This is a genomic window from Xylanibacter brevis P6B11 (assembly GCF_000621825.1).
Taxonomy (GTDB): Bacteria; Bacteroidota; Bacteroidia; order Bacteroidales; family Bacteroidaceae; genus Prevotella; species Prevotella brevis.
Genome location: NZ_JHXG01000011.1, coordinates 67,797 through 94,610, shown reverse-complemented (window position 1 = coordinate 94,610; position 26,814 = coordinate 67,797). Strand labels below are relative to the sequence as shown.

The following is a 26,814-nucleotide window of genomic DNA, read 5'->3' as shown; positions in this document are numbered from 1 at the left end:
TTAATTATTTTTTTTCTAAAAGTAGACATTCCACTAAAGTAGTGCAGAAATCATATAAAAATTGCACTATTGTAGTGCAATTTTAACAAATTGGACGTTTCTATGTAATTATGAATCTTAGCATGTCGGGGTTTCTCGTTGTGATATAGAGTGGAGAAGAATTACCAAGGTCAAAAATAAACTCCCCCGTTATAATGCCATTATTAACTAAACTCTATTTAAACCTCCTTACGACCGTAAAATTAATATAGCCATTATTATGAAAGGGTCTAATATCATTTATCGTTATTTTTTTTATTTGATTTAATATATTGAACATTCGTTTAGATGATATGTCTTTTTCCATTAAACCATAGCTTGATAATTCCACCAAAATGATATTCCCTTTTGTATCTATTGATAAAATGACAAATATTAAACGATGATTTTTATATAATCTTTTTTTTTCTTTGTTTGATATCTCTTTATCAATAATATCTAAAATGCGTTTGACATACATTTTCTCTGAGTTGTGAGGATGACACGGGGACAGGTGAGTGACATCTGAAGCCTGACGGAAGAAGAGATCGACTTCATCATCCGCTCGGTCTGCCGCTTCGCTCGTCGAAGAACTACGTAATTGGTGACAGGTAGTTGAATGAAACTGATTGCGGGTTTCGTTCAACTACCTGTCTTCATGTTCTTTGTTAAATTGCACTAAAGTAGTGCAGAAATCATATCAAAATTGCACTATTGTAGTGCAATTTTGATATAGGAGGGACGATGGACAAATCTTCAATCGTTATTCCATTTTTACATTAATACATCAACCCGAAGGCCCAAAGGGGGATAATGTTGCCTGAGCCGAATTCAATATCGTCTTTCACAATATAGCCTTCTTTGGCAGTGGTTATTTGTTTCTTACCCTTATTCTTTCCGCCTACCTCAAATGTCTTTCCGTCTATCTCAAAGTCGCTGATGCGTGAACTGATGACATCTGAAACGATACGCATCTGGTTGTAGAAGAATGTTTCGCGGATGTTGCCAATATCAGTGGTCGGTCCTCCTAATAGGTATGCGATGTTAGGGTTGTCTAGATATACTTTCTCGACTTTTCCAATTCCTCTGATGCCACCAGTGTCATCACGCAGCTGGCCAATCATGCCAGCCTGCTCTATATAAAGGAAATAGTCTGGTAATATATTTCGGCTCACACCAACTACTGTCGATAATGAATCCATGACTGGTTTGAAAGGCACACTTTGGGCAATAACAGATAAAAGTTTCTTCAGCTTTCTACCTGTAGAGGCAGTCATGTTGGCAAATTGCGGTATGTCAACCTCCATCGTTTGGTTGATAACTTGACGAAGTTTCAACTCAAAGTCTGAATCACTGGAGAAGGGATAATAACCCCTCTTCAGATAGTCGCGGAACAATGGCAGCGGATGATTGACATCGGCTACAACTGCCTTCAACGCCAAGACGTCTTCTAATGTATAAATAGAAGCGTCTATGTTGTGAAACAGTTTAAGATACTCTCTGAACGATAGGCCTTGCATCATAAAGATTGGTGCTCTGCGGCTTAAGTCAGAAAAGCCTTTATATATATCGAGTACCGATGAACCTGTGAAGCCGATCTTTACATCTGGATGTGAATCGTATATCTGTTTTAACTCGCGCGACCAGTTTTCATACTTATGTATCTCGTCTATAAATATTTGCTCGCCACCTTCTTTAATAAACTCATCCACAGTGTCAACGAGATTGTGTGATGAAAAATATAAGTGGTCTGCACTTATATACAGTATGTTTCTTGAATTCCTGTGCTCCTTGATATACTGCAGAATCATTGTGGATTTACCTATACCACGTGGTCCAACAAGTCCAAACATCCTCGAATCCCAGCTAATTTGGTCAAACATATAGCGGTGAAAGGTTGAAGTGGTTTGCTTCAACTGGCCTTCCATAAATTCAATGAGCGTGATGTCCATAAACGTTATTTCTTTATTATTTGACTGCAAATATAGTATAATTGCACTAAAGTAGTGCAGAAATCATATAAAAATTGCACTATTGTAGTGCAATTTTAACAAATTAAGGTGCTCTTATATGCATATTTACTCGCTACGAATAATAATTATTCTGGAATTGTAAAACTATAGCAGATCCCTATTTTTTTAGATAAAATGTAAACAGTTTATGTTATTTTTACTATCTTTGCGTCATAATATATAAAGAACGGCAATATGAGTAAGTATCAGATTCCATTTCTAACTGCATGTATACAGGCTTTCGGACAGCGTTTTTCTATGACACGACAAGCTGCTTTCCGCTATCTGCATGAGCATAAGGGATTAGCATTCCTTATTGAATTCTATGATGTAGAACACCTGCAGTCAATGGATGAGACAATTGATGACGTACTTATCATCTGCCAAAAGAACGGAGGGATACTGGCATGATACTTTATCACGGGATCGTGCATTAGGCTATCTTAATAAAATTAAAGTAGAAAACGTATGACAGAACCTACTCATCATCAAACGGCGACCTATTTAATCAATTATGTTCTTAGTGAATTGGTTAAGTATGTTATAGAGGACACTGGATGCTCTGTAGAAGAGGCAATGGAGCGTGTTTACAATTCTAATCTGATGCCCGTTATCCAGGATGAAGAAGGTGAACTCTATGTGAATGGCCCGGCATATATCTACGAACTGATGTGCGATAAAAGCAAATAAAGCGCAATTGCACGTTTCTATATAGTAAAGCCCCGCACTGTGATAGACTCCAGTGCGGGGCTTTTGGTGTTATAACACGCGCTCTGTTTTGTTAGCGCTCTTCCAGTCTGGTATCGAAATAGACTGTCAGGGTGGGGGTGTAGGTGTTGGCCAGGCTGATGACCAGCTGACCCTTGTCACCCTTCCAGACAGCCTCTTTGCGATCCTCGCCCTTGCTCTTGTAGTCGGGCATGCCGTAGAGCTCAGCATATTGGTCGCGCTTCTGTTGCCACAGCTGGCGGGTGCTGTCGTTGGTGGTGGCACTGAAGGTTTCCTGAATTACCAGGATGGTGTCGTTGTTGTTCTGGATAGACAGGTTGTAGGCCTTAGAGTCGGGCTTCACCAGGCTGATGACCACACCATCGGTGTTGGCTGTGTCGATGACCAGGCCGCGGGCTTTCAGGGAATCTACAAACTGAGAGGTGGGCATGTCGAGCGGCAGACCTTCGTAGGCCATATATTCTCGTTCGCCACAGGCACAGAGCATCAGCAGTGCTGCGCCAGCAAAAAGTAGTTTTTTCATTTCGTGGGTTACTTATTTGTGTTTTAGAATAATTAGTCGTCGAGAGAGTAGGTGATGGTGGTCACCACGCGCAGCTTCTTGATGTAGGGCGTGTTCTGGTCGCGGTCTTCAATTTCGAACTGTCCCTGTCCAGCGGTCTGGATATGGCCCAGCTCAGCATCGCTGGCCTCGGCAAACTGCTCGGCCGTCTTCTGGGCGTTCTTGATAGCCTCGGCCATCATCTCGGGTTTCATCTGCTGGAATGAAGCATACTCGTAGTTGGGGTAGCTGCTGTCTATGGCCACGCCCTGCTTCAGCAGTTCGCCCTGCTTGTAGATGGTCTGGTTCACCTCCTTCACCTTGTTGGTGGCCACGGTGACGGTGGTGTTGATGATATAGCGGAAGTTCTTTTGGTTGTCGCCCCATTCGCGTGCTTCCAGGTCGGTCACGGTAGGTGCGTTGACAGTAATCTCTTGCTCGCTGATGCCGTTGGCCTTGAGGAAAGCCTTGATCTTGTCGGTCTGCACATTGATGCGCTCATAGAGGGCAGGCAGGTCGTTGCCCGTTTCCTTGGTCGAGATGCTCCACGTTACCTTGTCGGCATTCACCTCTCGTTCGGCCAGTCCTTTCACGGTCACCTTGCGGTCTTTGTTGGCAAACGTGTTAATGCCAGACTTGATGCACAATCCCAGCACGATGATACCTACAGCCAGGATAAGAGATTCTTTAATTCTGTTCATAGTTAGTTGTATTAAAAAATTGCTTGCAAATTAACGAAACAATTCGCAAACTTGCAAGCAATTTCTATTAAAAGTGTTTAAATGTGTGCCTTTTCGGCTCCTGACACATTATTTATGCATAAACTTATAGGTCTGTCCGTTGGCACGGCGCAACACGTTCAGGCCAGCTACGGGGCTATTGACCTTCATGCCCAGGCTGTTGTAGATGGTGTCTTGTGCAGAGACAGCTGCATGGGGCGCAGTGATGCCGGCAGGCGATGAGTTGGTGTTGATCATCTTCTCGTTGGCAGCCTTGACACGGTCCTCGACAACCTTAATCACCGCACGGTCGTAAGTCATCAGTCCGTTGACCTCGGTCTCTACGTCGGTGGTCTGTGTATAGACAGCAGCTGCAAAGCAGGTCTTGTTGTCCTCGTACGTGATGCCTTGACCCAGACGGGTGACGATGTCGGCATAGTGCTCGTAGCGGCTGGTCACACCCTCGACGCTTCCGTTGTCATTATAGGTGGTGGCAAACTTCTCGTACCAGCGGTGGCCCTCAACGTTGAGGCCCAGACCACCGTATTCGCCCAGCACCAGTGGCTTCTCGGGATCGCAGAAGTTGATGTAGGGATCCACGTAGCAGTGGAGGTCAACCATGTCGCCGGCACCCTTGTGGTGGTTACCACCAGAGGCGGGGTTGATGACACGGGTAGGATCCAGCTCGCGGGTGTAGTCGCAGATGGCCTTGGTCTTGAACTGACCCCAGCTCTCGTTGAAGGGGGTCCACACCACGATAGAGGGACTGTTGTAGCACTGGTCGATGATGCTCTTCCACTCGTTCTTATAGGTGCTCTCTACAGCGTTAGATACTGTGCCGTCGCCCTCGTACCACTCGCGGTCAATCCAGCGCTCGTTGCTGCCGAAGGTAGAGGGCATGTCCTGCCATACCATCAGACCGAGGCGGTCGCAGTGGTAGTACCAGCGGGCTGGCTCTACCTTCATGTGCTTACGAATCATGTTGAAGCCCCATTCCTTGGTCTTCTTGATGTCGTAAACCAGGGCTTCGTCGGTGGGAGCGGTGAAGATGCCGTCGGGCCAGTAGCCTTGATCCAGGGGACCGAGGTGGAACAGGGGCTCGTTGTTGAGCATCAGGCGCCAGTAGCCGTTCTCGTCCTTACCATAAGAGATCTTGCGCAGGGCTGCATAGCTCTTCACGCGGTCCACCTCCTGACCGTTGCTCAGGTAGATGACCTCCAGGTCGTAGAGGTTGGGGTGGTAGGGTGTCCACAGCTTGCACGACTGTGCGTCCAACTGGCAGCTCACCTTCTGAGATGCATTTGCTGTCTGCTCGCTGATGACGGTGTCGCCCTTCTTCAGCAGCACTTTCACCTGGTCGCTCTCGGTGGGTCTGTCCAGGGTGATGCTCAGGTCAAAGCGGCTGTTGTCCACATCGGGCGTGATGCGTATGTTATAGATGTTCTTTGAGTTGACGGGCTCCAGCCACACGGTCTGCCAGATACCTGAGCAGGGGGTGTACCAGATGGTGGTAGATTCGCTGTTGATGCGCTGCTTGCCCACGGGCTGGTTGCTGATGTCGGTGGGGTCGAGCACTTTCACCACGAGGGTGTTGGCACCTTCTTTCAGATAATTGGTGATGTCGTACGAGAAGTTGGTGAAACCACCCTTGTGTGTGCCGATGCGCCTACCGTTCAGATAGACGGTGGCGTTGTAATCCACAGCGCCGAAGTTCAGACGGATGTTCTTGCCATTCCATCCGGCAGGGATGGTGAACTCGCGCTTGTACCAGAGGGCCTCGTCGGCATCCAGCTGGCGCTTCACGCCCGAGAGACTTGATTCAATGGGGTAGGGCACCAGAATCTTGCCGTCGAAGTCGGCGGGCTGAGAGGCGTTGGTCTTGGTGATGGCGTAATCCCACAGACCATTCAGGTTCTGCCAGTCCTTGCGCTCGAACTGAGGACGAGGATATTCGGGCAGGGGATTGGCGGCATTCACATCCTTGGTGAAGACAGACTGCAGACCGCCTTCAACGGGCTTCCATTCGCCTTGTGCAGCTGGCTTGGGGGCAATCTTGTCCATGAGCACCTTCATCCAGTGACCACCAATCACTGAGCGAGCGCGGAAACCGCGGGCAGAACCATTGCCGTTGGTCCAGTACCAGTCGCTGAGTGGCCAGCGGGTTGGTGTCTCGTTGGCATACTTATAGACACGGTCGGCAAATTGCAGGAAGGTCTCTGTATCGGGAGCCATGGGCGCTGCCCACATCACCCAGTCGCTCTTGGTGTAAGCCTCGCGACTGTCAAGTGGCAGACCGTAGGTGTTCTGCTTGGTCAGGTAGTACTTGATTTCGCGGCGCATCACGTCGGGCGAGAACATGTTCAGGCCCCACAGCTTGTCCCATACCAGGTTATACTTGATGCTCCAGGTGTTGCCACGGTCGAAGGCCAACTTATAGTGGTCGCCATCGCGGGCGTCAACTTCCCAGATCTGTGCCATCTGGCGTGCTTTCTCGGCGTAGGGCTTCCAGTCGCTCTCCTTATAACCGGCAAGGCGAGCTATCTCTGCATAGGCTGCCACGCCGAAGATGGCCTTCAGCGACAGGTTGGCATTGTGAGCCCAGTGGCCGGCAAAGTCGTCGGTGCACAACTGGTTAGAGGGGTCCTGTCCGTTGTCGCGCAGGTAGTTGGCCCACTGGCGCAGCATGATGATGTCGGCACGGCTGAGCCAGCTGGTGTTGCCATCGATGCGGCAGATAGCTGCCACGAGGGTCAGGATGTTACCGCTCTCCTCAATAGGCATGTTGCCTGCGAAGCCACCACCAGCGTCGGGGCGCGTGATAGAGTAAACCTGTCCGTTGGCATGAGGATAGGTGCCCAGGTCGTGGGCCGCAAAGTTGCTGAAGCCCCAGCGGTTGCTGCGGCAGTAGTCCAGAATAGAACGAATCATGCCCTTCTGAAGGTCTGTGTTGTAGCACAGGAACAGGGGGGCTTCAGGGTAGGTCAGGTCAACGGTGTTGACACAACCGTTAGAGTTGTTCTCTTTTGAGAAATAAAGCAGCTGACCCTTGTTGTCCTGGAACAGCTTATGAGCAGCCAGCACGTGGCGATAAGAACCAGACAGCAACTCGGCGTATTTCACGTTGCCGGCAGCCAGACCGTCGTCGTAGATGGTCTTGTCTTGAGCCTTACAACGGTCCATGATGCTACGATAGTTCTGGTTCATCTCCTCGAAAGCCTGGAAGATGGTCTTGCCATCGCGGGCCCAGTAGCCGGGATAGTCCACATCCATGTAGCGCATGTCCTTGATTTCGTCGTAGCCAATCATCATATAGCTGCTGGCAGTCTTGACATTGCCCAGGTCTTTCATGTAGGCCAGTGCAGGCATAGAAGCGGGATCTGTGCTTTTCTGAGTGCCGCTGTAGGGCAACAGCTTACCGTTCTGAATGAAGTTATTCTCCATGTTCAGACCATCGGCAACGCTGACCTGACCATTGATGGCGGGGATATACAGATAGCCCCAGTCGATGGTGATGAGGTCGCCAACGCGTCCGAGAATCTTCTGTGCCACAGAGCCAGACTTGATATACTGGATGCCATTCTCGGTGACAATGCTTGAGGTGGTCTCCTGACTGCTCTCGTTCACGGTGAGTTGTGGCGAGGTGGCAAAGTAGAACTGCACATCGTGGGTGTTGCCATCGGTGGCGCGCACCTGATAGCTCAGGTAGTTGACAGGAACGGAAATCAGGTCGAGGTCGTCCATCACCATAGGTGCGGTGAAGACCAGGTCGAGCTCCACGGGGCCGCAGGTGAAGGTGTAGTAGGTACTGGTGGCCAGCACGTCGCAGCGCTTCTGGGTGGCTTTGATGGTGGCCTCGTTGGTTTTCTTCACGTTCTCAAACAGACCGAAGTCGATATAGGCACCGCCCTTGGTGTTATGACAGTGGGCGGCAATGATGTTGTCGCCCTCGTGCAGCAGGGCTTGCTCGGTGGCAGTCAACTTGTGAAGCTCGCCTTGAATCCAGGTCTCGCCAGTCTGTACTACGCGTGTACCATTTATATATAATTCAAAGATGTCGTCGTGAGAGAACTGAACCCAGAGCTCTTTCTGCAGATCGTCTGCCGTGAGCGACACCGTGCGACGCACGTAGATGTCGGAGTTCTCGCTGGTCCAGTTGTTGCGCACATGGGGATATTCGCCGGGCGTGCCCCATGCCGACTCCTGTGTCTTCCAACTGGCGTCGTCGAAAGAGGCTGCGGTCCATGCCGTACCACTTTGCGTCTCGTAAGATACTTTACCTGTCCAGCCCTTGTCGGCTTTGGTCATCGGCGCAATGGCCGACAGCACATATTCGCGCTGCTTACCCATGAAGCGATAGGCCTTGCCGTCCACACGCAGAATACCATCCATGGCCTTCTCGGCATCGCTCCAGTGACGGGTGGTGCCATCGTTCAGGCGGTCGAAGGGTGACCAGAACGAGAAGTAGGGGTCGTTGGTGAAGAGAGGAACAGAGGGCAGACGCAACGCTGTTTCCTGATACGGCACAAAGTCGTCGGCCGTTTGTGAATGGGCCGATATGGCTGTCAACAACAGGCAGGTTGCGGCCAATGCGGTTTTTAGTTTAATCATATCCTGAAGGTTTTTATTGTTAGTTAATAAAAAATTGTTTCATCGCTTTACCAATAGCTTTTGGCCTTTTCGAATGTAAAGACCGCTTGGCAGTGTGTTCACGCTGCTGCTGATGACTTTGCCATCCAAGGTATATACCTTGTTGTCAGGCTGTCGCTTGAACGTCGTATTTTGGATGGTTAAAGCCTGTGACTTGCGGTACTGCCATACAGCCAGCATGGCATATTCGGCAGCAAACGAAGCCTGGTGGAAACCTTTGGTCTTGTAGCTGTCGCTCCAACCGCTCAGCAGATTGATGGGGAGCATATTTTGGCGGTTGAAGTGCTCGAAAGCATAGTCCAGGTTGTTTTGGAAACTTTCCAAAGAGCGGTTTGAGTAGGTACTCGGTTCCGTCTGGTCTGCATCGACAAATGCGCGCATCAGCACATTGTCGAACCAAGCATTGAAGCCCTGGAGGGCATTGGCATCGGTAGGCCACTCGTAGTAGGTCTTTCCGCTGATGCGCCTGGGATGTGCAAAGTTCTGGAAACTCTTCTTGGTCAGATCGCTTATGTCGTTGCTATACTCTTCGGCACTGGTGGTGTGTAGCAGTTCTACAGCGCCAGCCAGCATGGTGCCGGTGTTATAGGTATAGGCATTGCCAACATGGGTGCCGTTGTCCACGTGGGCACGACGCCTCTTTAAACCGCTGTCCACGTACTGCAGTTCGCCGACGGCTGCACCGAGCATGTCCCAGTAAACGCCAGTATCCTCGTTGAGCAGGTATTTCTTCTGCCAAGCATAAATCTTCTTGGCAAAATCTAGATAGAGGTCGGAACGCTTCACCAAAGCGGTGACCAGTGCATTGTCCGTATCGCGATAGTAATATTCACAGTCGGCCTTCTCATCGGGTGTGGCATAGATGCGGTGCAGCCATACCAGAGGCTGGATGATAGGACCGTTAGAGCAGGCGTGCTTAGAGTTGTAGCCAGGGCCCCATGTGATGCCGCCGTACTCCTCGCCATTGGCGTCGCGCCAGCAGTCCCATCCGTCGATGACGTAGTCGGCGAGGTGGGTGGCCTCTTCCAGATAGCTCTGCTTACCAGTCAGTTGATAGGCGCGAATCAGTTCGCGGGCAATCCACATCTGGTCATCGTAAACGTTGTACTTTAGGTTGTCGCCGGTCACGTTGGCCAGATTACGCTCGCTGGCACGAGGAACGGCATAGACGCTCCATTTGCGGCGGCTGGCATAAGAGAATAGAATATAGGTACCTTTATAATATGCCAGATTGTCGATGAGCATGTCAAGCTGGTTGGCATACTTGTCGAAATGCTCTGTATAAAGTTCGGGCTCGACATCTTTCAAGGTCTTCAACGCTTCGAGCACAGAGCAGTGCGCCTCGATGGCTGCCGTGTATGGCCATACATCAGAAGGACCGCTAACCTCGTCGCTCTCAGTGTCGCAGACGTCTGCCATATACTTATTGGTGTCGGAGCCACGGAACGAGCGCTCCATGGTGGCATCGAGAATCAGCATCGCACGCTTCAAGTTCTGCACAGCCATTTCAGACTGTGCTAAACTTGATGCGTTGATGCCTAACGTAAGTAGGAGTAATGCAATTATCTTATTCACTTTGTGTTGTTCTTAGAGAACGAATAGGGGGCAGCTTCCTCGTTGACGCCGCGCTGGCGGTTGGGCGTGGTCTGCATGGTGTATTCGATGCGTCCGCCCTGCAGCAGGTCTTTGTGCTCCAGGTAGTTCTTGTCGTATGCCTGTCCGTTGAAGGTCATACCACCGATGTAGCGCGCCTCGCTGCTGTTGTTGCGAGCCTGAATCTCCAGGGTCTTGTTGCCTGGCAGGTGCAGGGTCATCTTGTCGAAGTAGGGAGTTCCCAGTGCATACTGGTTGGAACCAGGACATACGGGGTAGAAGCCCATGGCCGAGAACACATACCAAGCTGAAGTCTGACCGTTGTCCTCGTCGCCGCAGTAGCCGTCGGGGTCTGCTGTGTAGAGGCGGTCCATGGCCTCGCGAATCCAGTATTGGGTCTTCCAGGGCTGTGATGCCCAGTCGTAGAGATAGATCATGTGCTGAATGGGCTGGTTGCCATGTGCATAGTTACCCATGTTCATGATCTGCATCTCGCGAATCTCGTGGATCACGCCGCCATAGTAGCTGTCGTCGAACAATGGTGGAACGCTGAACACAGAGTCGAGCATCTGGATGAAGTCGTTCGTGCCACCCATCAGGTTGATGAGTCCCTGAGGATCGTGGAACACCGACCAGGTGTAGTGCCAGGCATTACCCTCGGTGAAAGCATCACCCCATTTCAGGGGGTTGAAAGGTGATTGGAAGGTGCCATCGGCATTGCGACCACGCATCAGCTTAGACTCCTTGTCGAACACTTTCTGATAGTTCATGGCATGCTCGCGGAAGGGCTTCAGCTCCTTCTTCGACTTGCCCAATGCCAGACCCAGCTGGTAGATGCACCAGTCGTCGTAGGCGTACTCCAGGGTGCGGGCCACGCTTTCGCGGATACCTGTGTTATAGGGCACGTAGCCCAGCTTGTTATACTGCTCAAATCCCAGACGACCCGTAGAAGATACCTGTGGGTGAACGGCATTGGCACCATGTACTACTGCCTTCCAAAGGGTCTCGATGTCGTAGCCACGCAGACCTTTCAGATAGGCATCGGCCACGATAGAGGCAGAGTTGTTGCCCACCATACAACCGCGATGGCCGGGACTTGCCCACTCGGGCAGGAAGCCACTCTCCAGGTAGGTGTTGACCAGACCTGCCTGCATCTGCTGGTTCATCTCGGGATAAAGAAGGTTCAGCAGGGGGAACAGCGAACGGAATGTGTCCCAGAAACCAGTGTCGGTGAACATATAGCCGGGTTTAACCTCGCCATTGTAGGGGCTGTAGTGCACAATCTCGCCGTTGGCATCCTTCTCAAAGAACATGCGGGGGAAGAGTACGGCACGATACAGACAGCTATAGAACGTGCGCAGGTGGTCGATGTTGTTGTCTTTCACCTCAATACGGCCCAGCACTTCGTTCCAGCGGTTCTTGCCCTGCTGGCAAACGGTCTCAAGCGACTTGCCCTTCACCTCGCCCAGGTTTCTCAGTGCCTGCTCTTCGCTGATGAACGATGAGGCTACACGCAGTGTCACCTGGTCGCCACGCTTGGTCTCGAAACCAACGATGGCACCGGCATGCTGGGTCTCTACCTCGGTCTTGTCGGTCATCTTGCCATTGTCAACGGTCTTCACAAAGGTGAAAGGACGGTCGCACTCAATGACGAAATAGTTCTTGAAGTTGGCAGGCACACCGCCACTGTTCTTGGTGGTGTAACCCATAATCTTGTTGCCCGATACCTTCACGAAAGAACCATTGTCGAAGGCATCGACAACGATGCGTGCTTCGCTGGTCTCGGGATAGGTGAAACGCATCACCACGGCACGTTCCGTGGGTGCCATCTCGGCCGTCACGTCGTGGTCGGCCAGATATACTTTATAATAGTATGGACGAGCCACCTCAGCCTTGTGCGAGAACCACGATGCACGCTCGTTCTCGTTGAACACGGTGCGGGTGGTTGGCATAATAGCAAACTGACCATAGTCGTTGATCCATGGTGAGGGCTGGTGGGTCTGCTTCAGTCCACGAATTTTTTCTGCATCATAGGTGTAAGCCCATCCATCGCCCATCTTTCCTGTCTGGGGCATCCAGAAGTTCATGCCCCAGGGCATGGCGATGGCAGGGTAGGTGTTTCCGGTTGATAGTGAAACCTTTGACTGTGTACCAACGAGGGTACTTACATAATCAACAGGCTCTGCTGCTTGTGCCGACCAGGTGGTCAGGCACAGCAGCAGAACGCTGAAAGAGTGTTTTGAAAAAATGTTTACCATTGTATTGCTTGATCTTCGTCAGGAATTTGAGTATTGATGGTGCGCTGTAAGGTGAGCGTACCACTGACGGTATAAGAGAACTTAGAACCGCTAAGTGATGTGTAGTCATCAAACGAGTAATCGATGTTGTTGATGATGACATTGCGATAGCGCAGATAAGGATAGGTCTGGTCTTCGCTCTCCACCATGCGGTATGAAGCTTCCTTGTTGACCACGAGGTTCATCTCGGGATTGTCTGACCACATCTTAATGGTGCCCGATTTGCCACCGTTGAACTGTGCGTAGATCTTATACTTGCCACGCTGTGGGTTGCTCTCGTCAAAACGACCGGCATAGAAGAACACGGTGTTGTCGTTAACGACGTAGGTGCGCAGCCAGGTCAGACCTGTTGAGTTCTGGTCGCCCTTTACGGCAATCGTCAAGCTGGTAGCACTGTAGTCGCCAGAGTAGTCGTTGAAGGGGAAGATGCGGAGCATAGCCTTCTTGTAGTTCTTACGAGGATTAGGTGTGTAACCATCGCCCTCGGCTACGGTGATAGGGAAGATCCACTTGTCAACCAGGTCAACATTGTTGAAGTCAATCTTGATGTTCAGCAGACCTACGTCCTGACCCTTGGGGATGGTCAGTGTGCTGGGAAATTCACAGTAGGGGTTCATGTCCTTGTAGTACAACTCCTCGCGGGTAGCGAAACGAGCCCAGTTCAGTGCATTCAGCGTGTCAGGGTCGTGCTTGAAGTTTACCACACGGGTGGCATTGTTGTGAGTAGAACCACTGACAATCACGGGCAGCTCGTAGTTAGAGATACCTGAGCCGTACTTTGCCTTACCTTCGCTGTTTTTTCTGGTGAAAGGCACATAGACGGCTGTGATGCCTTGGTCGTTGAGCGGAGCACGGAAGCTGATGTACTGTTCGTACTGCTCGTCTTCCCACTCATCGTTACATGAGGTGGTCACCGTCAGCATAGAAGCTGCGACCATGCCATATATTAAAGACTTAAATATTGTTTTCATAATTCTATAGTTTTCTGTTCTTAGTCATAATACTGCCATCCTGGATTCTGAGTGAGCTTGTAGTTGCGCTTCAACTCAGCCTTGCGAATGGGCCAGAAATACATTTTCTCTGAGAAGGTGGTAGGCAGACTGGTGATGGGCACAATCTTCTGGAAGTCGTCCTTCTGAGCAGCAGTCATCATGATGTTGCAACCATAGATGATCTTAGACTCCTCAACCTGTGCATCCATCCAGCGACGCAGGTCGTAGTAGCGCTTACCTTCACCCATCAGCTCAATCATACGCTCGCGCTTGATCTTGTCGCGGAGCACATCACGATCAGCATACTCTGCAGCTGTGTAATCGGGCACACCGGCACGGATACGTACAGGCTGGATACCACGCTTGATCTCTGCCACGTCACGAGAAATGGTGTACTGCTTTGAGCCATCCCATGAATCGATGGTGTAGCTCTGGGTCAGTTCGTTCAGACACTCAGCATACATCAGCAGGATGTCTGCATAGCGAATGGCTGTCTCATACTTTCTCTGGATATGATTGTAGTCGCCGTTGGTTGAGCGATAGTCGTGTGGGTTCACCCATTTCTTGATACCGATACCGGTACGCAGGTAACGAGTAGAGTTGGTGTAACCGTTGTCGCCACCACGATAGTAGAACACGGCATTGTAGGTACCGCTGGTGGTGTGGCTGGGGTTAGTGTCCCACCACTTAGAACCGTTGAAGGCTACAGATGCATAGAAACGAGGCTCGCGGTTAGCATACTGAAGTGATACGTTGGGAGCCAAGGGAGGATAGTCGCGGTAGTTTCTGGCTGTGGTCCAACCCTGTACGCGCTCAGAACCGTTGCCACCGTTCATCTCGCTGTCCTTACCGGGCACATCGCTACCATCGTTCATGTAGTAGGCGTCCACCATCTTCTGGGTCATGCCGTGGGCATTCCAACCGTTCAGAGAAGAAGGCAACTGGTGAGCAACCAGCGAAGTGATAGAGTTGTTGATATCATCACACATGTTGTAACCACGAGTGAAGATCAGCTCAGGGTTGTCGGCCATACCAACCTCACCGTCGAAGATCTGACGATAGCTCAGGTAGGGGTCGATGTCGGCCCAACCTTCTGGCCAGTTCTTGGTAGAGAAATTGCCGTCTGCAGGGGGATCAATGGTTGCATCGCGGTCGAAGGTGGCAACCGTGTTATAAGGAGCGTGGTAAAGCTCGTAGCCTGCTTCGCACTCCATCAGGTCGCGACAAGCGGCAGCAGCGCGTGCCCATTTAGACTCATCGTACTCCAGGCTGAGCAGATGCTTACCGTCGAAGTTGGTCAGCAACTTGGCAATGTCATCTTTGACAGAAGGATCGTGCTTGCCGTTGTTCAACTGACCGTTGGCCAGAGGGCTGGCAGCATAGACGTATGCCAAAGCGCGAGCAGCGAGACAAGCGCCCTTGGTAGGACGAACGATGTTCAGGGGGTCACGCTTCCAGTACTGAATCTCCTTGGCAGCCTGTTCCATCTCCGTAGCAATATATACGGCGCACTCTTCATAGGTGCTGCGAGGAATAGAAACGGCCTCGTAGTTCTGAGTATAGTCGACACCTTCATCGGGCATGATGGGCACAGGACCATATTTGCGGAGCAACAGCCAGTAGTAGTAAGCACGTGCAAAACGTGCCTGACCCTTGCGGTCGATGCGCTCCTCTTCGGTCATCTGTGGGTTCTTGTCGATGTTGTGGATGAATACTGATGCCTGGAAAATACCTTTATAGGCTTTCTCCCATGCCCAATAACCAGTGTCTTCATCATATTCGCCCAGCTTGAAGGCGTTATAGGTGTGGCGGTACTCGCCATCGTCTCCATACTGTGGGTCACGGTCGCCGTAGTACATGTCGTCAGCAAAACAATGATAGTGACCATTGCCTTTACCGATGACGTCGGCAAGCTCGTTTGTCATGAATGAATAGGCGTAAGCCAGCCATTCTTCCGACTGCTGTCTGCTGGTGAAGACCGTCTCCAGTGTCTTACGGTCCTCAAAATACTTATCCGAATCCAGCTCGTCGGCACAACTTGTCAGTAGCACACTTGCGCTAGCTAATGACATGATACATGTTGCAAATATCTTTTTCATCGTCTTTAATTCTTTCTAAGTCTGTATTAAAGATTAACTTGTACACCCAATGTCACAGCTTTTGTGATGGGATAGTTCTGTCCTGTTGAGCTTGCCATTTCTGGATCCCAAGTCTTGAACTTTGAGAAGGTGAGCAGGTTGGTGGCCTGCAGGAAGAAACGAACCTGGTTCAGGTGAGCTTTGTTGACCAGTGTCTTTGGCAGTGTGTAGCCAAGGTCAACGTTCTTCAGACGCAGGTAGCGACCGTCGCGCAGCCAGAAGCTAGAAGCACGGTTGTTGTTATTGTTATTACCATAGGTCAGACGGGGGTAGTCTGCATTAGGATCCTCGTTGGCAGGGATACCCAGCTGTGCAGCAGTCTGTGCATCTACATAGCGGTTGTCCAGCATACCCTTGAAAATCTGACCGTAGTTGTTGTTGCTGAATGCATAAACACACATACCGTTGATCAGGAAGGTTGACTTGCCGGCGCCCTGGAAGTGCAGGTTGATGTCGAAGTTCTTGTACATCACAGACAGACCGAGACCGTAGATCAGGTTAGGTGTGCGGGTTGCACCGATGGCTACCACGTCACCGTCGTTGATGACACCGTCACCGTTGACGTCTTTATACTTGATATCACCGGGCTGTACCTGACCGAAGTCCTGACGGGGGCTGTTGCGAATATCGTCGTAGTCTTTGAACAGACCTTCTGCAATCAGACCGCGAACCTGGTCAACACGATAGCCACGTGTGTACTGATAGGGATAAACGTTGTTTTCAACGTCGTGGTCGAGGATGGTGTTCTTACTATAGGTGATGTTACCACGTGCAGTCAGACGAACCTCGCCAAAGGTCTCCTCGTACTTGAAGTTACCATCGAAACCTTCAGACTTCACAGCACCAACGTTGGCACGTGGTGAACTCTCAAGACCTGTGCTCCAAGGCAGGTAGTTACGTGCCATGTAGATGCCGGTACGCTTCTCGTGGAAGTAGTCGACGGTCAGAGAGAAACGGTTGTTCCATACCACGATGTCAAGACCGAGGTCGTTCTTCTTAGCAACTTCCCATGTGACGTTGGGAGAGGCTACCTGTGTGTAGTGAATACCATTGACATGGCCGTTGCCCCAGTTCCAACCAGCGTCGGTGTTGCCCAGAGTATAGAGGTAGGGGAAACGCTCGTTGCCCAGGTTGTCGTTACCGACCTTACCATGAGAGAAACGAATCTTCAACATGTTAATCCAAGGACAGGTTCTCTGTACAAGTTTCTCTTCTCCGATGTTCCATGCCAATGACCAGGCGGGGAAGAAACCGAAGCGGTGATTGTCGGCGAAGTTCTCGGAACCGTTGTAACCGAAGTTGAAGTCGGCAAAGTAGCGGTTGTTGTAGTTATAGGTCACCTGACCAGCCAAAGCCATGTTCTTTTTTGCAATACTGTTCTTGATGTCGTCACCGATATTCTGAGTCTGGATGTAAGAGTCCTGCGTGTATTTCAGGTTAGCACCTACGTTGTGTACCTTCGCAAACTTACGGTCCCAGTGCAACAGCAGGTCGATGAACTCACGACGAGAACCGTCGCTGCCTGAGCTCTGCTTCATATCGCTCTGATCGAATACACGGTCGTAGGTGATCTCGCCAGTCTGTGTGTTACGTGGGAATGCCGAGTAGAGGGCAGGAGCCTGCTGGTGGCTGATCCAGTTGCTGTTGTAGGTATCGAAACCGAAACGTCCAGTGAACTTCAGACCAGGAGTGATGAACTTCAGATCCTGTTCCAGAGTGACGTTGCTCTGCAAGTTGTTGCTCCAGTTCTCATTGTAACCAGACTGTGTAGCAGATACCCAAGGGTTGATCATGGCTGAGTTGCCACGACCAATGTTGATCATAGGCATGTAGCCGTTGCTATATACAATAGGAGAGAGAAGGGGGTTGTAACCGAACAACTGTCCCCAGATATCGTCATCGTTTACCCATACGTCCATCTGGTTCTGGCTGTCTTCGATATCTTCTTTCGAACGTGTTCTCAGCATACCTGGGCTGTTACGCTTTGACAGGTCGCCAGAGATACCCAGCTTCAGCAAGGTCGTTGGGGTGATGTCGATATCCACATTCAAACGATAGTTCCAACGCTTGTAGTTGGCATTGGTGTCGTACTTGTCCTTCAGGGTCTTGTCGGTCTTGTACATACCCTCATCGTTAACGAAAGATACAGAAGCATAGTAACGAGAAGTGTTACCACCACCACTCAGGTTGACATTGGCGCGATTGCTCCAAGCGCCATCCTTCAGCAGCAGATCCATCCAGTCTACATTAGGATAGAGGTCGGGGTCGATGCCTGTGCGGATGATGTCGATTTCCTCAGGCTGATAGTAGCGGGGCTGGTTGCGGGTCAGACGAGCCTCGTTTACCAGGTTGGCATAGGTGATACCGTCAACAAACTCAGGTGTCTTGGTACGTGTGTTGTAAGATGTCTCCACCTTACCATTCACCTGAATCTTACCTGCCTTACCGTGCTTGGTGGTGATCAGAATAACACCGTTAGCACCTTTAGAACCGTAGATGGCTGTAGCAGAAGCATCTTTCAATACAGAGAAAGACTCAATATCCTCGATGTTCAAGTCGTTGATGTTGTCGCGCTCGAAGCCATCTACCAGGATATAGGCCTTGGCACCTGCACCGAAGGTAGAGATACCACGAATCCAGAACTCAGAAGTGTTACGTCCAGGCTGACCAGAGGTCTGCATGGCAATGATACCTGGCACATTACCTGCCAGTGTGTTTGAGAGGTTTGATGAGCTGAAGTGCTTCAGATCATCCATGTTCACATTGGTCACAGCACCTGTTACGGTCAGCTTCTTCTGCGTGCCCATACCGGTTACGACAACTTCATCGACAGCGTTGATGCGCTCTTCTACCATTTTTACGTTGATGGTCTTAGTGTCGCCCTTGACCATCACTTCCTTGGTACCGAAACCAATGTATGAGAATACCAGTGTCTGGTACTCCTTTACTTTTATTTTATAGAAACCGTCAATGTCTGTGATGACACCGAGGCCTTTTACATCTTTTACCACTACGTTGGCACCAATCAGTGGCTCACCATCTCCGTCAACCACATGACCAGAAACTTCGATATCCTTTTGTGCCAGAGCACTCATGGAAGTGCAGAGTGATATCAATAGTAATGCAATGTATTTTCTCATAATTGTTAGGTCTACTTATTATTGGTTATCACTATTCTTCGCCTTCCATGGAAATCATGCGGACCTTATGGCCCACGGTGTCCAAAATATAGAAGGTGTTGGTCTCTTCGTTGTAGGCAATACCTGTTGGGTCACGGAAACGAGCAACCTCGCGCAGGTCACCATCCTCGGTACCCCACATGTTGTTGTCGGTGATAGAAGAGGTACCGCGACCAGCAAAGGTACGTACCAGACCTTCTGGTGTCAGATAGCGTACGCAGTGGTTCTGGTTGTCGCAGAAGTAGAAGTCGTAAACATCTTCACGGCCTTCAGCAACATATTCGGGGTTCTTGACGAAGCAGCCCTGGTAAGGACGATTCAAACGTGCATTGGCACCTACACCTTCAACCCAGTCAGCACCGTTCATGTCGCCAGCGAATACATAGGGAGCAGAGAAACATTTTGTTTCTTCGTTGTAGTCAGAACGCAGAATGTAGTGGTGGTTGATGACTACGATATAAGCATATTTACCTGAGGGGTGAATGTCAATCTGGAATTCCCAGCCATTGTCCTGAATGCTGAAAATCTTCTCAAAAGCGCCGTCGGCCAAAGAGGGCTTCCAGGGATCGCCTTCGTAGCCGGGCTGCTGGGTCTCGAAATAACGTTTCATGTCCAGGCGGTAAACCTGACCACTCTCATAACTGTTGAAGTAGAGCTCGCCATTGCGGGGGTGGATTGATGCACCGTTACACTGCTTGTAGGCAGCCAGCACCTGACGAGGAGAACTGTTGTTGAATGAACCATCATAGTTGCGAGTCACAATCCATACGCTGGTTGACTGCTGACCATTGTCGTCGCGGTCGGTAGATACAATCATGTACTTGGCCTTCTCGCCTGTGTAGGGGTCGTCGGCAAAGTCGATGGTGCGCAGACGCTTGTCTTGGAAACAAGCTGCCTTTGACATCACCAGCTGCACGGTCTTCTTGTTCATGTCTAGCATCTGGATGCCAGGACCACCGTTGTCGTAAATAATGTAGAGACGCTCAGGATAGAGGGGGTCCCACTTCATGAACGCATCATCGCGGAAACCAGTAGCCTCTGAGAAGGGAACTTCGATGCCTACAGAACCAGGGTTCCAGGGATCGTCGCCCGACTCGTTGCGAGAACCGGTCAGTGTGCTCAGCACCATCTTGCGCTCGTAGTTGAACTTCTCCGATGCTACAGCGCTCTGGTAGCCGGTTTCATCGTTACCGATGGTCACGTTGATGTCGCCACCATACGCGCCCGTGGGTACAAAACAGTAAATCACTGTAGGTTTCACATTGACAACCACCGCTTTCTTACCACCAATGGTTACTTTCACCAGGGCCGTGTCAACGCCGAAGTTCTCACCAAAGATGAGCATCTTCTGGCTTACACCGCCTTCTTTAGGTGTAAAGTCGGTAATGGTTACAGCCTTTGAACTGTCGAAGGGAGTGCTGACATCCTCATCGTCATCGTTGCATGATACCATGCAAGCGGAAAGGCACAAAAGGAGCATGCCTAATAGGCATTTGCTCCTTGAGTTTAAAATAGTTTTAATCATATTTATTGTTATTTTAGGTTATTGTTCTTGCAACTTGTCGGCCAGAACTTTCATCCAGTAGCCACCAATCACTGAACGAGCTTTGAATCCGGTCATTATACCAGTCTTCGTGTCGTGCCAGTCGCTGATGGGTACGCGGCTTTCTGTTTCGTTGATATATTTGTAGAGAGGATCCACAAACTTCAGGAAGGTCTTCTTGTCCTTGGCCATAGCGGCAGTCCACATAATCCAGTCGCTCTTGGTGTAGTCACGACGTACATCCAGGGGAAGTCCGTACTTGTTCTGCTTGGTGAGGTAGTACTTCATGTCGCGCTCCATAGCTCCGTTGGGGAAGAGGTTCAGGTTCCACAGTTTGTCCCATACCATGTTGTACTTCTGGCTCCAGGTGTCCTTGCGGTCGAAGGCCAGACGGTAGTGGTCGTCCTCGCGAGCATCGCGCTCCCAGATGGTAGCCATCTCCTTGGCACGAGCCATGTACTTGTCAGCAACATCGTTCAGACCCTTCAGGCGAGCCATTTCAGCATATGCAGCTACACCCATGATAGCCTTAACAGAGAGGTTAGCGTTGTGAGCCCAGTGACCAGCGAAGTCGTCGGTGCAGAGCTGGTTAGAAGGATCCTGACCGTTCTCAGAGAGGTAGTCAGCCCAAGTGGTGATGATGTCCCAGTACTTGTTTACGTAACTGGTGTTGCCATCCAGTTTGCAGATCATAGCAGCCAGTGTCAGCATGTTGCCGGCCTCCTCCAGAGGCATGTCGCCACCATATACCTGCTTGTTGGCCTTAGGATACTGACCCAGGTCGTGAGCAGCGAAAGGCTTGGTCCAGCGACCAGTGTAGCTATATTCGAAGATACTGGTCATCATACCCTTCTGCAGTTCGGGGTTGTAGCAGAGGAACAGAGGAGCCTCGGGGTAGGTGAGGTCCACGGTGTTGACACAACCGTTAGAGTTGTTCTCCTTAGAGAAGAAGAGCAGGTTGCCCTCGTCGTCGCGGAACAGCTTGTGAGCGGCAATCACGTGACGGTAAGAACCAGAGAGGATTTCAGCATACTGCTTGTTACCAGCCTTCATACCGTCGTCGTAGATCTGCTTGTCCAGCTGACGGCAGCGCTTCATGATACCGCTGTACTCGCGGTTCAGGCGATCGATCATGTCGAAGATAGTCACGCTACCCTCGTGAGCCCAGTAGCCCTTGTAGCGCTTGTAGAAGTATTCGATGTCCCAAATCTCGTCGTAACCCATGATAGCATAGCTAGAAGCCTGCTTGGTGGTGCCGAAGTTGTGGCAGTAAGCCAGTGAGGGCATCTCGTTCTCGTTCTGTGCAGTTACGTTCTGCTGGCTTGCGGGCATGTTACCTTTCTTCACGAAGCTGCTCTTCAGAGCATTCTCGCTGGCGATGGCTACATCACCATTGATTGCGGGCAGGTAGAAGTAACCCCAGTCGATGCAGATACCGTCGCCGGTCTTAGCCAGGATGGGCTGCTCGATGGTACCGGTGCAAGCATACTTGGTGCCTTTCTTCTCGATGATAGAAGAGATGGTGGGCTGGTCGCCCTTGTTCACTGCCATCAGAGGAGAAGCGGTGAGCATCAGCTGTACGTTGTGAGCCTGACCGTCGGTAGAACGAACCTGATATGAGATGTAGTTGGCGGGAGCCGACAGCAAGTCATAGTCGTCGATCAGCATAGGTGCGGTGAACACCAGGTCGAGTTCCACGGGACCGCAGGTGAAGGTATAATATGAAGAGGTAGCCAGTACGTCAACAGACTTCTGAGTAGCCTGCTTGATGCCGTAGGCGTCAGCCTTCTTAATCTTGAAGATACCGAAGTCGGTGTAGGCACCGCCAGTGGTGTTGTGACAGTGAGCAGCGATGATGTTCTTGCCGGGCTTCAGCAGCTTCTTCAGCTTGCTGTCCAGCTTCAGGGTGACACCCTCGCGCCAGATCTCACCAGTGCTGGCAACCTTTGTGCCGTTGATGTAGATCTCGAAAACGTCGTCGTGAGAGTAGATCAGCGCCAGGTCCTCGTTCAGGTCCTTGGCGTCGATGTTGATGGTGCGACGCACGTAGAGGTCGCTATTCTCGTTGCTCCAACGTGTGCGAACGTTGCTGAGGTCTTCAGAACCGAAAGCGGCCTTACCCTCTGCCCATTTGCTGTCGTTGAAGTTGTTCTCCTGCCATCCTTCGGCCTGCTTCTCGCGTGAGTAGCGAGCTGTCCATGCCTCTTCGTTGGCCATGGGGATAATGGTTTCGTAGCGATCACGGTCTGCACCCATGAAGCAGTATGTCTGACCATCCACGCGGAGGAAACCCTGCATGGGCTTCTCGTCGTTGGTCCAGTGACGGGTTGTTCCTTCGTTCAGCTCGTTGTAGGGTGACCATACTGAGAAGTAGGGGTCAGACACGATGAGGGGAACTGAAGGCAGACGGAGGTCTGTCGGTTGATAGGGCTTGAATGTGTCCTGGCTCTGCGCTTTTGTCGCCAGCGCGCCGAGGATCATCGCGCCAAAAAGAAATGCTTTTTTCATACGTTTTTTATACTATAATAAGTTTTAAGTTATTAACAACTTTGCTAGGTTTATCCTTAAACAATCTTTTCCTTAAAGAGACCAACGCCTTTTGAATCTCGAAAAACTAAAACTACTAACTACAAATAATTACTAACTATTTTTTATCTTGAATCGTAGCATCACTGCTATTCGTTCGTTTTCACGATGCAAAGTAAGCTATATTTTCCCAAATTTATGGATAATAGCTATTCAAAACACGAAAAAAATCGTTCACCATTGCCCTAAAATGCTAAATATCAAGAGTTCTGACTAGATTTTTTTGTTTGTTTGAAATTCTTGTTGTATCTTTGCCGAGCAATAAAAACGGATTATAACGCATGAAAGCTATATACTCTTTGATTGGTGTCCTGTGTTTACTAGGCACCTTGATTGGATGTAAGCAGTCAGAGAACCTTGACAATGGAAGTTCCAAATTGGTCTTCTCTGCCGGCTACTATCCTCAGGTTGCCGTTGCGGATCATCATTATTATTATACCATGCAGATTCCTTCTGCAGACAGTATCATCCTGTGGAAGTCTGACAGTCCCGAGACGCTGGCCCAGGGTGAGCGTCAGTGTGTGTGGCATGCCGACTCGATGCAGCACATCTGGTCGCCCGAGATACACCATATTAATAATAAATGGTATATATATTTTGAGGCCGACGGCGGTAACACCGACTATCACCAGCTCTATGTGCTGGAAAACAGTGCTGCCGACCCCATGAAGGGCAAGTTCGAGCTGAAGGGTGCCATCGTGACCAACGAAGAGTGGAACTTCGGCTTGCACCCCACCTCGGTGATGGTGCGCGGCCAGCAGTATCTGCTGTGGTCGGGCTGGCCCCACCGCCGCAAGGAGACCGAGACCCAGTGCATCTACATGGCACGCATGGAGAACCCCTGGACGCTGAGCTCAGAGCGTGTGATGCTTTCTGAACCCGAGTATGAGTGGGAGCGCCAGTGGATCAATCCCGATGGCCTGCGGTCCAACTATCCCATCTATGTGAACGAGAATCCCGAAGCCTTTGTCACCCCCGATGGCCGCTATATCTGCGTGTGCTATTCGGCCAGCGGCATCTGGACGGTCTATCACTCGCTGGGCATGCTTTATGCCCGCACCGATGCCGATCTGCTCGACCCTGCTTCGTGGACCAAGATGGAGGAACCTCTGTTTTGTTCGCAGAAGGACACCTGTCTTTATTGGCAGTCCTCTGATATCTGTGTGTTCCCCTCAGACGATGGAAAGACCAACTACATGCTTTATGAGAGCCGTTGGTGTGACTCCAACCGTCATGACCATCGTGACGTACGTCTGAAGACCCTGATGTTCAATGAAGAAGGACTGCCCGAGTTCGGACAGCCCTAATTCAGCGGACATTTTTTCTTTTCCCTTATTCCTTTGCAGTCACCGTGTTGCGAATCTCGCTGATCACAACACCCGGATCCATCATGCTGACGCGCAGTTTGATGGTCTTTGCTTCCTTGCTATCAAGTGTTACCGTGGCATCGTTGTAGCCCTGGGCTACGGTGGTGTGCCACTTGTCTTTCATCGCGATGGTCTTCAGCGACTGGATGTTGGTCATGGCCCCGTCGGTAGATAGGGCTATGCGCAGGTCGTAGTCGGTGTTGATGGGGAAGTTAGACAGACAGCGCACCTCGATGGTGTTGCGTCCTGCCTTCACCGGTATCTCATAGTCGGCATAGGGCGCCTGCGCCACCTCTGTGTCCTTATAGGCCTTCATGTCGAGGGGCCACACAGTGATGCTGGCCTCGTTGATGCCCACACCTTCCAGTGTCTTCACCGCGGGACTTGCCGCAATGTAGCGGGTGGCAGGGATAATCACTACCTCGTCTTTTGTCAGCGTGCCCTTGTTTTTGCTGATATTATCTGCCGTAGCCGTAGCAGGCATGTCAAACTGCTTCTGGTTGCGTGGCTTGCAGTTCATCATGCCTTTCCATTTGCCGCCGGCGATGTCGTTGTTGTACTTGTCGGTCAGCGCCAGGATGGTGTTGTAGGCACGATGCGCCTCGTCTGCATATTTCAGTGCCAGCTCCTTCTGTCCCAACTTGGCCATTTGCAGGCTTTGTGCGGCACGGAAAGTCTTGACGTTCATCTGCCAGGCGCCCTTCACCGGATATTCGATGAGCTGATAGAAGGCATCCTGCAGTTCGGCGGGAATCTGTGGCTTCAGGTTGTCCACCTGCTGAGCCAGCATCGCATAACTGCTGATGCGGCGCTCCATGTCGTCGTCCGAGTACTTAATCATGTGCACATGTTCGGGCTTACCGCCTGCTGCCAGATGGTAGTAGGCCTTTTTGATGGCAGCAATCTGGTCGGCATAGGCAGCTCCAAAGGTGCGCTCGGCCCAGGCGCGATTATAGCCGATGGCCTTCTCGGGTGTCCATTGATTGATGTCCCAAGCCAGGTCCATGCAGAACTCCAGTTCCATCTCGGCAGGCTTGATGTCGCCCACGTTGATCACCCACAGTGTGCGGATGCCCTGGTCGTAGGCGCGCGACAGCTCATAGCTCATCAGCGAGGGCGAGTGGGAGGCAATCCACAGATAGTCGGCAGGTGTGCCCCAGTAGGATACGTGGTAATACACGCCATTACCGCCCGAGCGGGCCTGTTCGGCAGGTTTGGGCAACTGGCGGATGTAGCCGTGGTTGTCGTCCACCCAACAGAGGGTCACATCCTCAGGCACCTGCAAACCGGCGTTGTAGGCGTCGAGCACCTCCTTATAAGGAATAAAGAGCTGTGGCACCTTGGTCACGTCGTCGAAGTATTTTGCCAGCAGGTCGCGCTGATAACCGATGATGTCGGTGAGTCCGCGCACCTTGTCCTCTGTAGAGGGATAGCCCGAGATGCCCCAGTCGTGCACACCGCGCATGCCCAGGGTGTACATGCCATCGTAGTCGGCACTCTCGGCCACGCGCTCCTCCCAATACTGCTGTATCTTCTTGGTGTTTGTTACGTAGTTCCAGTCCTCGTTGTTGCCGTTCCAGGGGGCATGACGCCACTCCCACTCGTTGTCGCGCAACATCTGTTCGCAGTGGCTGGAGCCAAGCATGATGTCGTACTTGCGCGCCACGGGCAGGTTGTCCTTGTTGGCCCAGAAGGCTTCCGAACACAGGTGCATGGCGGGCCACAGCGTGTTGGCACGCAGGCGCAACAGCAGTTCCATGACGCGGGCATAGGTGTTAGGACCAATGTTGTTGTACTTCTTGTCGATGCCCTTGGCGGCCCAGGGAAACAGGGCGAAGTCTTCGTCGTTGATGAAGATGCCGCGATACTTCACCGAGGGCTCTTTCGACACCGTCTTCTCGCCGTTGACGTAGAGGGCTGCTTTCTTCGCGGGTGCCACGTCGGCCCACCACACATAGGGCGACACGCCCATCTGGCGCGAGAGTTCAAACAGACCGTAGGCGGTGCCACGAGGGGTGGAACCAGCCACCACGAGTGCCTGTGGGTGCTTGGTCATCTGAATGGTGAAGACCTCCCACTTACCACAGATGTCGCTCACGTCGATCTTGCCTTCGCTCACCAGTTGGTCGATGAAGGCCGACTGGCCCACCGTGCCGGCAATGATAGGCAGGGCAGCCTGCGTCAGGGTGTTGGTCACATCGGGGCGCTTGCCGCTGACCAACTCCATGTCGTTGGCCAAGCAGTGGGCTACGGTCTTGACGACCTCAGCATCGTTGTCGGCCACGGCAATGCTAGTCTTGAACATGTCGTTGACCAGTGTCATGCTTCCGGCCGAGGGTTGTTCGCAGATGCTGATGCTTTGTTGGGCACTCATGGACATGGGGGCCAGCGTCAGCAGTGCGAAAAGAATAGTTTTTGTTCTCATTTGTTAGGTTTTTTTGTCATATTGTGTT

16 protein-coding genes are annotated in these 26,814 nt (G+C 51.1%); 3 read left to right on the top strand and 13 right to left on the bottom strand.

The window, feature by feature from the left end:
* Positions 1–214: 214 nt before the first annotated feature.
* Both T496_RS0107525 and T496_RS0107520 read right to left on the bottom strand, forming a co-directional pair.
* Positions 215–664 carry a hypothetical protein gene (locus T496_RS0107525; RefSeq protein WP_027450212.1) on the bottom strand — a complete coding sequence of 150 codons (450 nt, stop codon included), beginning with the start codon at positions 662–664 and terminating at the stop codon, positions 215–217.
* Between the two features lie 133 nt (positions 665–797).
* Positions 798–1,970: an ATP-binding protein gene (locus T496_RS0107520; protein ID WP_027450211.1), complete on the bottom strand. Its 1,173-nt coding sequence runs from the start codon at positions 1,968–1,970 to the stop codon at positions 798–800.
* A 255-nt stretch (positions 1,971–2,225) separates the two neighbouring features.
* Here T496_RS0107520 and T496_RS0107515 point away from each other — a divergent pair, with 255 nt between their 5' ends.
* Both T496_RS0107515 and T496_RS15230 read left to right on the top strand, forming a co-directional pair.
* Positions 2,226–2,441: a DUF3791 domain-containing protein gene (locus tag T496_RS0107515; protein WP_027450210.1), complete on the top strand. Its 216-nt coding sequence runs from the start codon at positions 2,226–2,228 to the stop codon at positions 2,439–2,441.
* A 57-nt stretch (positions 2,442–2,498) separates the two neighbouring features.
* Positions 2,499–2,720 carry a hypothetical protein gene (locus T496_RS15230; protein WP_155808436.1) on the top strand — a complete coding sequence of 74 codons (222 nt, stop codon included), beginning with the start codon at positions 2,499–2,501 and terminating at the stop codon, positions 2,718–2,720.
* A 91-nt stretch (positions 2,721–2,811) separates the two neighbouring features.
* Here the strand turns inward: T496_RS15230 and T496_RS0107505 are convergent, their stop codons facing one another.
* From T496_RS0107505 to T496_RS0107460, 10 genes are all read right to left on the bottom strand, one after another.
* Positions 2,812–3,282, bottom strand: coding sequence for a hypothetical protein (locus tag T496_RS0107505; RefSeq protein ID WP_027450209.1), 471 nt, complete (start codon positions 3,280–3,282; stop codon positions 2,812–2,814).
* Positions 3,283–3,314: 32 nt separating this feature from the next.
* Complete coding sequence (locus T496_RS0107500; RefSeq protein WP_044110841.1) at positions 3,315–4,001, bottom strand: SIMPL domain-containing protein; 687 nt, start codon at positions 3,999–4,001, stop codon at positions 3,315–3,317.
* A 108-nt stretch (positions 4,002–4,109) separates the two neighbouring features.
* Positions 4,110–8,627 carry a glutaminase domain-containing protein gene (locus tag T496_RS15225; protein ID WP_081783589.1) on the bottom strand — a complete coding sequence of 1,506 codons (4,518 nt, stop codon included), beginning with the start codon at positions 8,625–8,627 and terminating at the stop codon, positions 4,110–4,112.
* A gap of 39 nt (positions 8,628–8,666) precedes the next feature.
* Positions 8,667–10,241, bottom strand: a complete 1,575-nt coding sequence (locus tag T496_RS0107490) for a glycoside hydrolase family 76 protein (protein WP_027450207.1) — start codon at positions 10,239–10,241, stop codon at positions 8,667–8,669.
* Positions 10,238–12,517 (bottom strand): GH92 family glycosyl hydrolase, encoded by a 2,280-nt coding sequence (locus T496_RS0107485; protein WP_044110840.1) that lies wholly within the window; start codon positions 12,515–12,517, stop codon positions 10,238–10,240. The genes T496_RS0107490 and T496_RS0107485 overlap by 4 nt, the downstream gene beginning before the upstream one ends.
* Complete coding sequence (locus T496_RS0107480; protein WP_027450205.1) at positions 12,511–13,527, bottom strand: DUF4973 domain-containing protein; 1,017 nt, start codon at positions 13,525–13,527, stop codon at positions 12,511–12,513. The genes T496_RS0107485 and T496_RS0107480 overlap by 7 nt, the downstream gene beginning before the upstream one ends.
* Positions 13,528–13,547: 20 nt before the next feature.
* A complete protein-coding gene (locus tag T496_RS0107475) occupies positions 13,548–15,647 on the bottom strand; it encodes a RagB/SusD family nutrient uptake outer membrane protein (RefSeq protein ID WP_044110839.1) in 2,100 nt (699 codons plus the stop codon).
* A gap of 26 nt (positions 15,648–15,673) precedes the next feature.
* Entirely contained in the window at positions 15,674–18,826 is a 3,153-nt protein-coding gene (locus tag T496_RS0107470; protein WP_027450203.1) for a SusC/RagA family TonB-linked outer membrane protein, read from the bottom strand.
* Positions 18,827–18,857: 31 nt separating this feature from the next.
* The gene (locus tag T496_RS0107465; protein ID WP_231478025.1) at positions 18,858–20,318 is read right to left on the bottom strand and encodes an IPT/TIG domain-containing protein; all 1,461 of its coding nucleotides are present in this window, start codon (positions 20,316–20,318) and stop codon (positions 18,858–18,860) included.
* Positions 20,319–20,408: 90 nt separating this feature from the next.
* Positions 20,409–22,916 carry a glutaminase family protein gene (locus T496_RS0107460; protein ID WP_027450201.1) on the bottom strand — a complete coding sequence of 836 codons (2,508 nt, stop codon included), beginning with the start codon at positions 22,914–22,916 and terminating at the stop codon, positions 20,409–20,411.
* 359 nt (positions 22,917–23,275) lie between these two features.
* On the opposite strand from T496_RS0107460, the gene T496_RS13695 reads away from it, so the two are divergent.
* Positions 23,276–24,301, top strand: coding sequence for a glycoside hydrolase family 43 protein (locus tag T496_RS13695; protein ID WP_044109486.1), 1,026 nt, complete (start codon positions 23,276–23,278; stop codon positions 24,299–24,301).
* Positions 24,302–24,326: 25 nt separating this feature from the next.
* On the opposite strand, the gene T496_RS0107450 is transcribed toward T496_RS13695, so the two are convergent.
* Complete coding sequence (locus tag T496_RS0107450) at positions 24,327–26,786, bottom strand: glycosyl hydrolase 115 family protein (protein WP_027450200.1); 2,460 nt, start codon at positions 26,784–26,786, stop codon at positions 24,327–24,329.
* Between the last annotated feature and the right edge of the window lie 28 nt (positions 26,787–26,814).

Excerpts from the sequence above, each read along its gene's own strand:
- T496_RS15230 (WP_155808436.1), top strand. The coding sequence starts at position 2,499 with ATGACAGAACCTACTCATCATCAAACGGCGACCTATTTAATCAATTAT.
- T496_RS0107450 (WP_027450200.1), bottom strand. The coding sequence starts at position 26,786 with ATGAGAACAAAAACTATTCTTTTCGCACTGCTGACGCTGGCCCCCATG.
- T496_RS0107505 (WP_027450209.1), bottom strand. The coding sequence starts at position 3,282 with ATGAAAAAACTACTTTTTGCTGGCGCAGCACTGCTGATGCTCTGTGCC.
- T496_RS0107500 (WP_044110841.1), bottom strand. The coding sequence starts at position 4,001 with ATGAACAGAATTAAAGAATCTCTTATCCTGGCTGTAGGTATCATCGTG.
- T496_RS0107460 (WP_027450201.1), bottom strand. The coding sequence starts at position 22,916 with ATGAAAAAAGCATTTCTTTTTGGCGCGATGATCCTCGGCGCGCTGGCG.
- T496_RS0107470 (WP_027450203.1), bottom strand. The coding sequence starts at position 18,826 with ATGAGAAAATACATTGCATTACTATTGATATCACTCTGCACTTCCATG.
- T496_RS0107475 (WP_044110839.1), bottom strand. The coding sequence starts at position 15,647 with ATGAAAAAGATATTTGCAACATGTATCATGTCATTAGCTAGCGCAAGT.
- T496_RS0107465 (WP_231478025.1), bottom strand. The coding sequence starts at position 20,318 with ATGGTATCATGCAACGATGACGATGAGGATGTCAGCACTCCCTTCGAC.
- T496_RS15225 (WP_081783589.1), bottom strand. The coding sequence starts at position 8,627 with ATGATTAAACTAAAAACCGCATTGGCCGCAACCTGCCTGTTGTTGACA.
- T496_RS13695 (WP_044109486.1), top strand. The coding sequence starts at position 23,276 with ATGAAAGCTATATACTCTTTGATTGGTGTCCTGTGTTTACTAGGCACC.
- T496_RS0107515 (WP_027450210.1), top strand. The coding sequence starts at position 2,226 with ATGAGTAAGTATCAGATTCCATTTCTAACTGCATGTATACAGGCTTTC.
- T496_RS0107520 (WP_027450211.1), bottom strand. The coding sequence starts at position 1,970 with ATGGACATCACGCTCATTGAATTTATGGAAGGCCAGTTGAAGCAAACC.
- T496_RS0107480 (WP_027450205.1), bottom strand. The coding sequence starts at position 13,527 with ATGAAAACAATATTTAAGTCTTTAATATATGGCATGGTCGCAGCTTCT.
- T496_RS0107485 (WP_044110840.1), bottom strand. The coding sequence starts at position 12,517 with ATGGTAAACATTTTTTCAAAACACTCTTTCAGCGTTCTGCTGCTGTGC.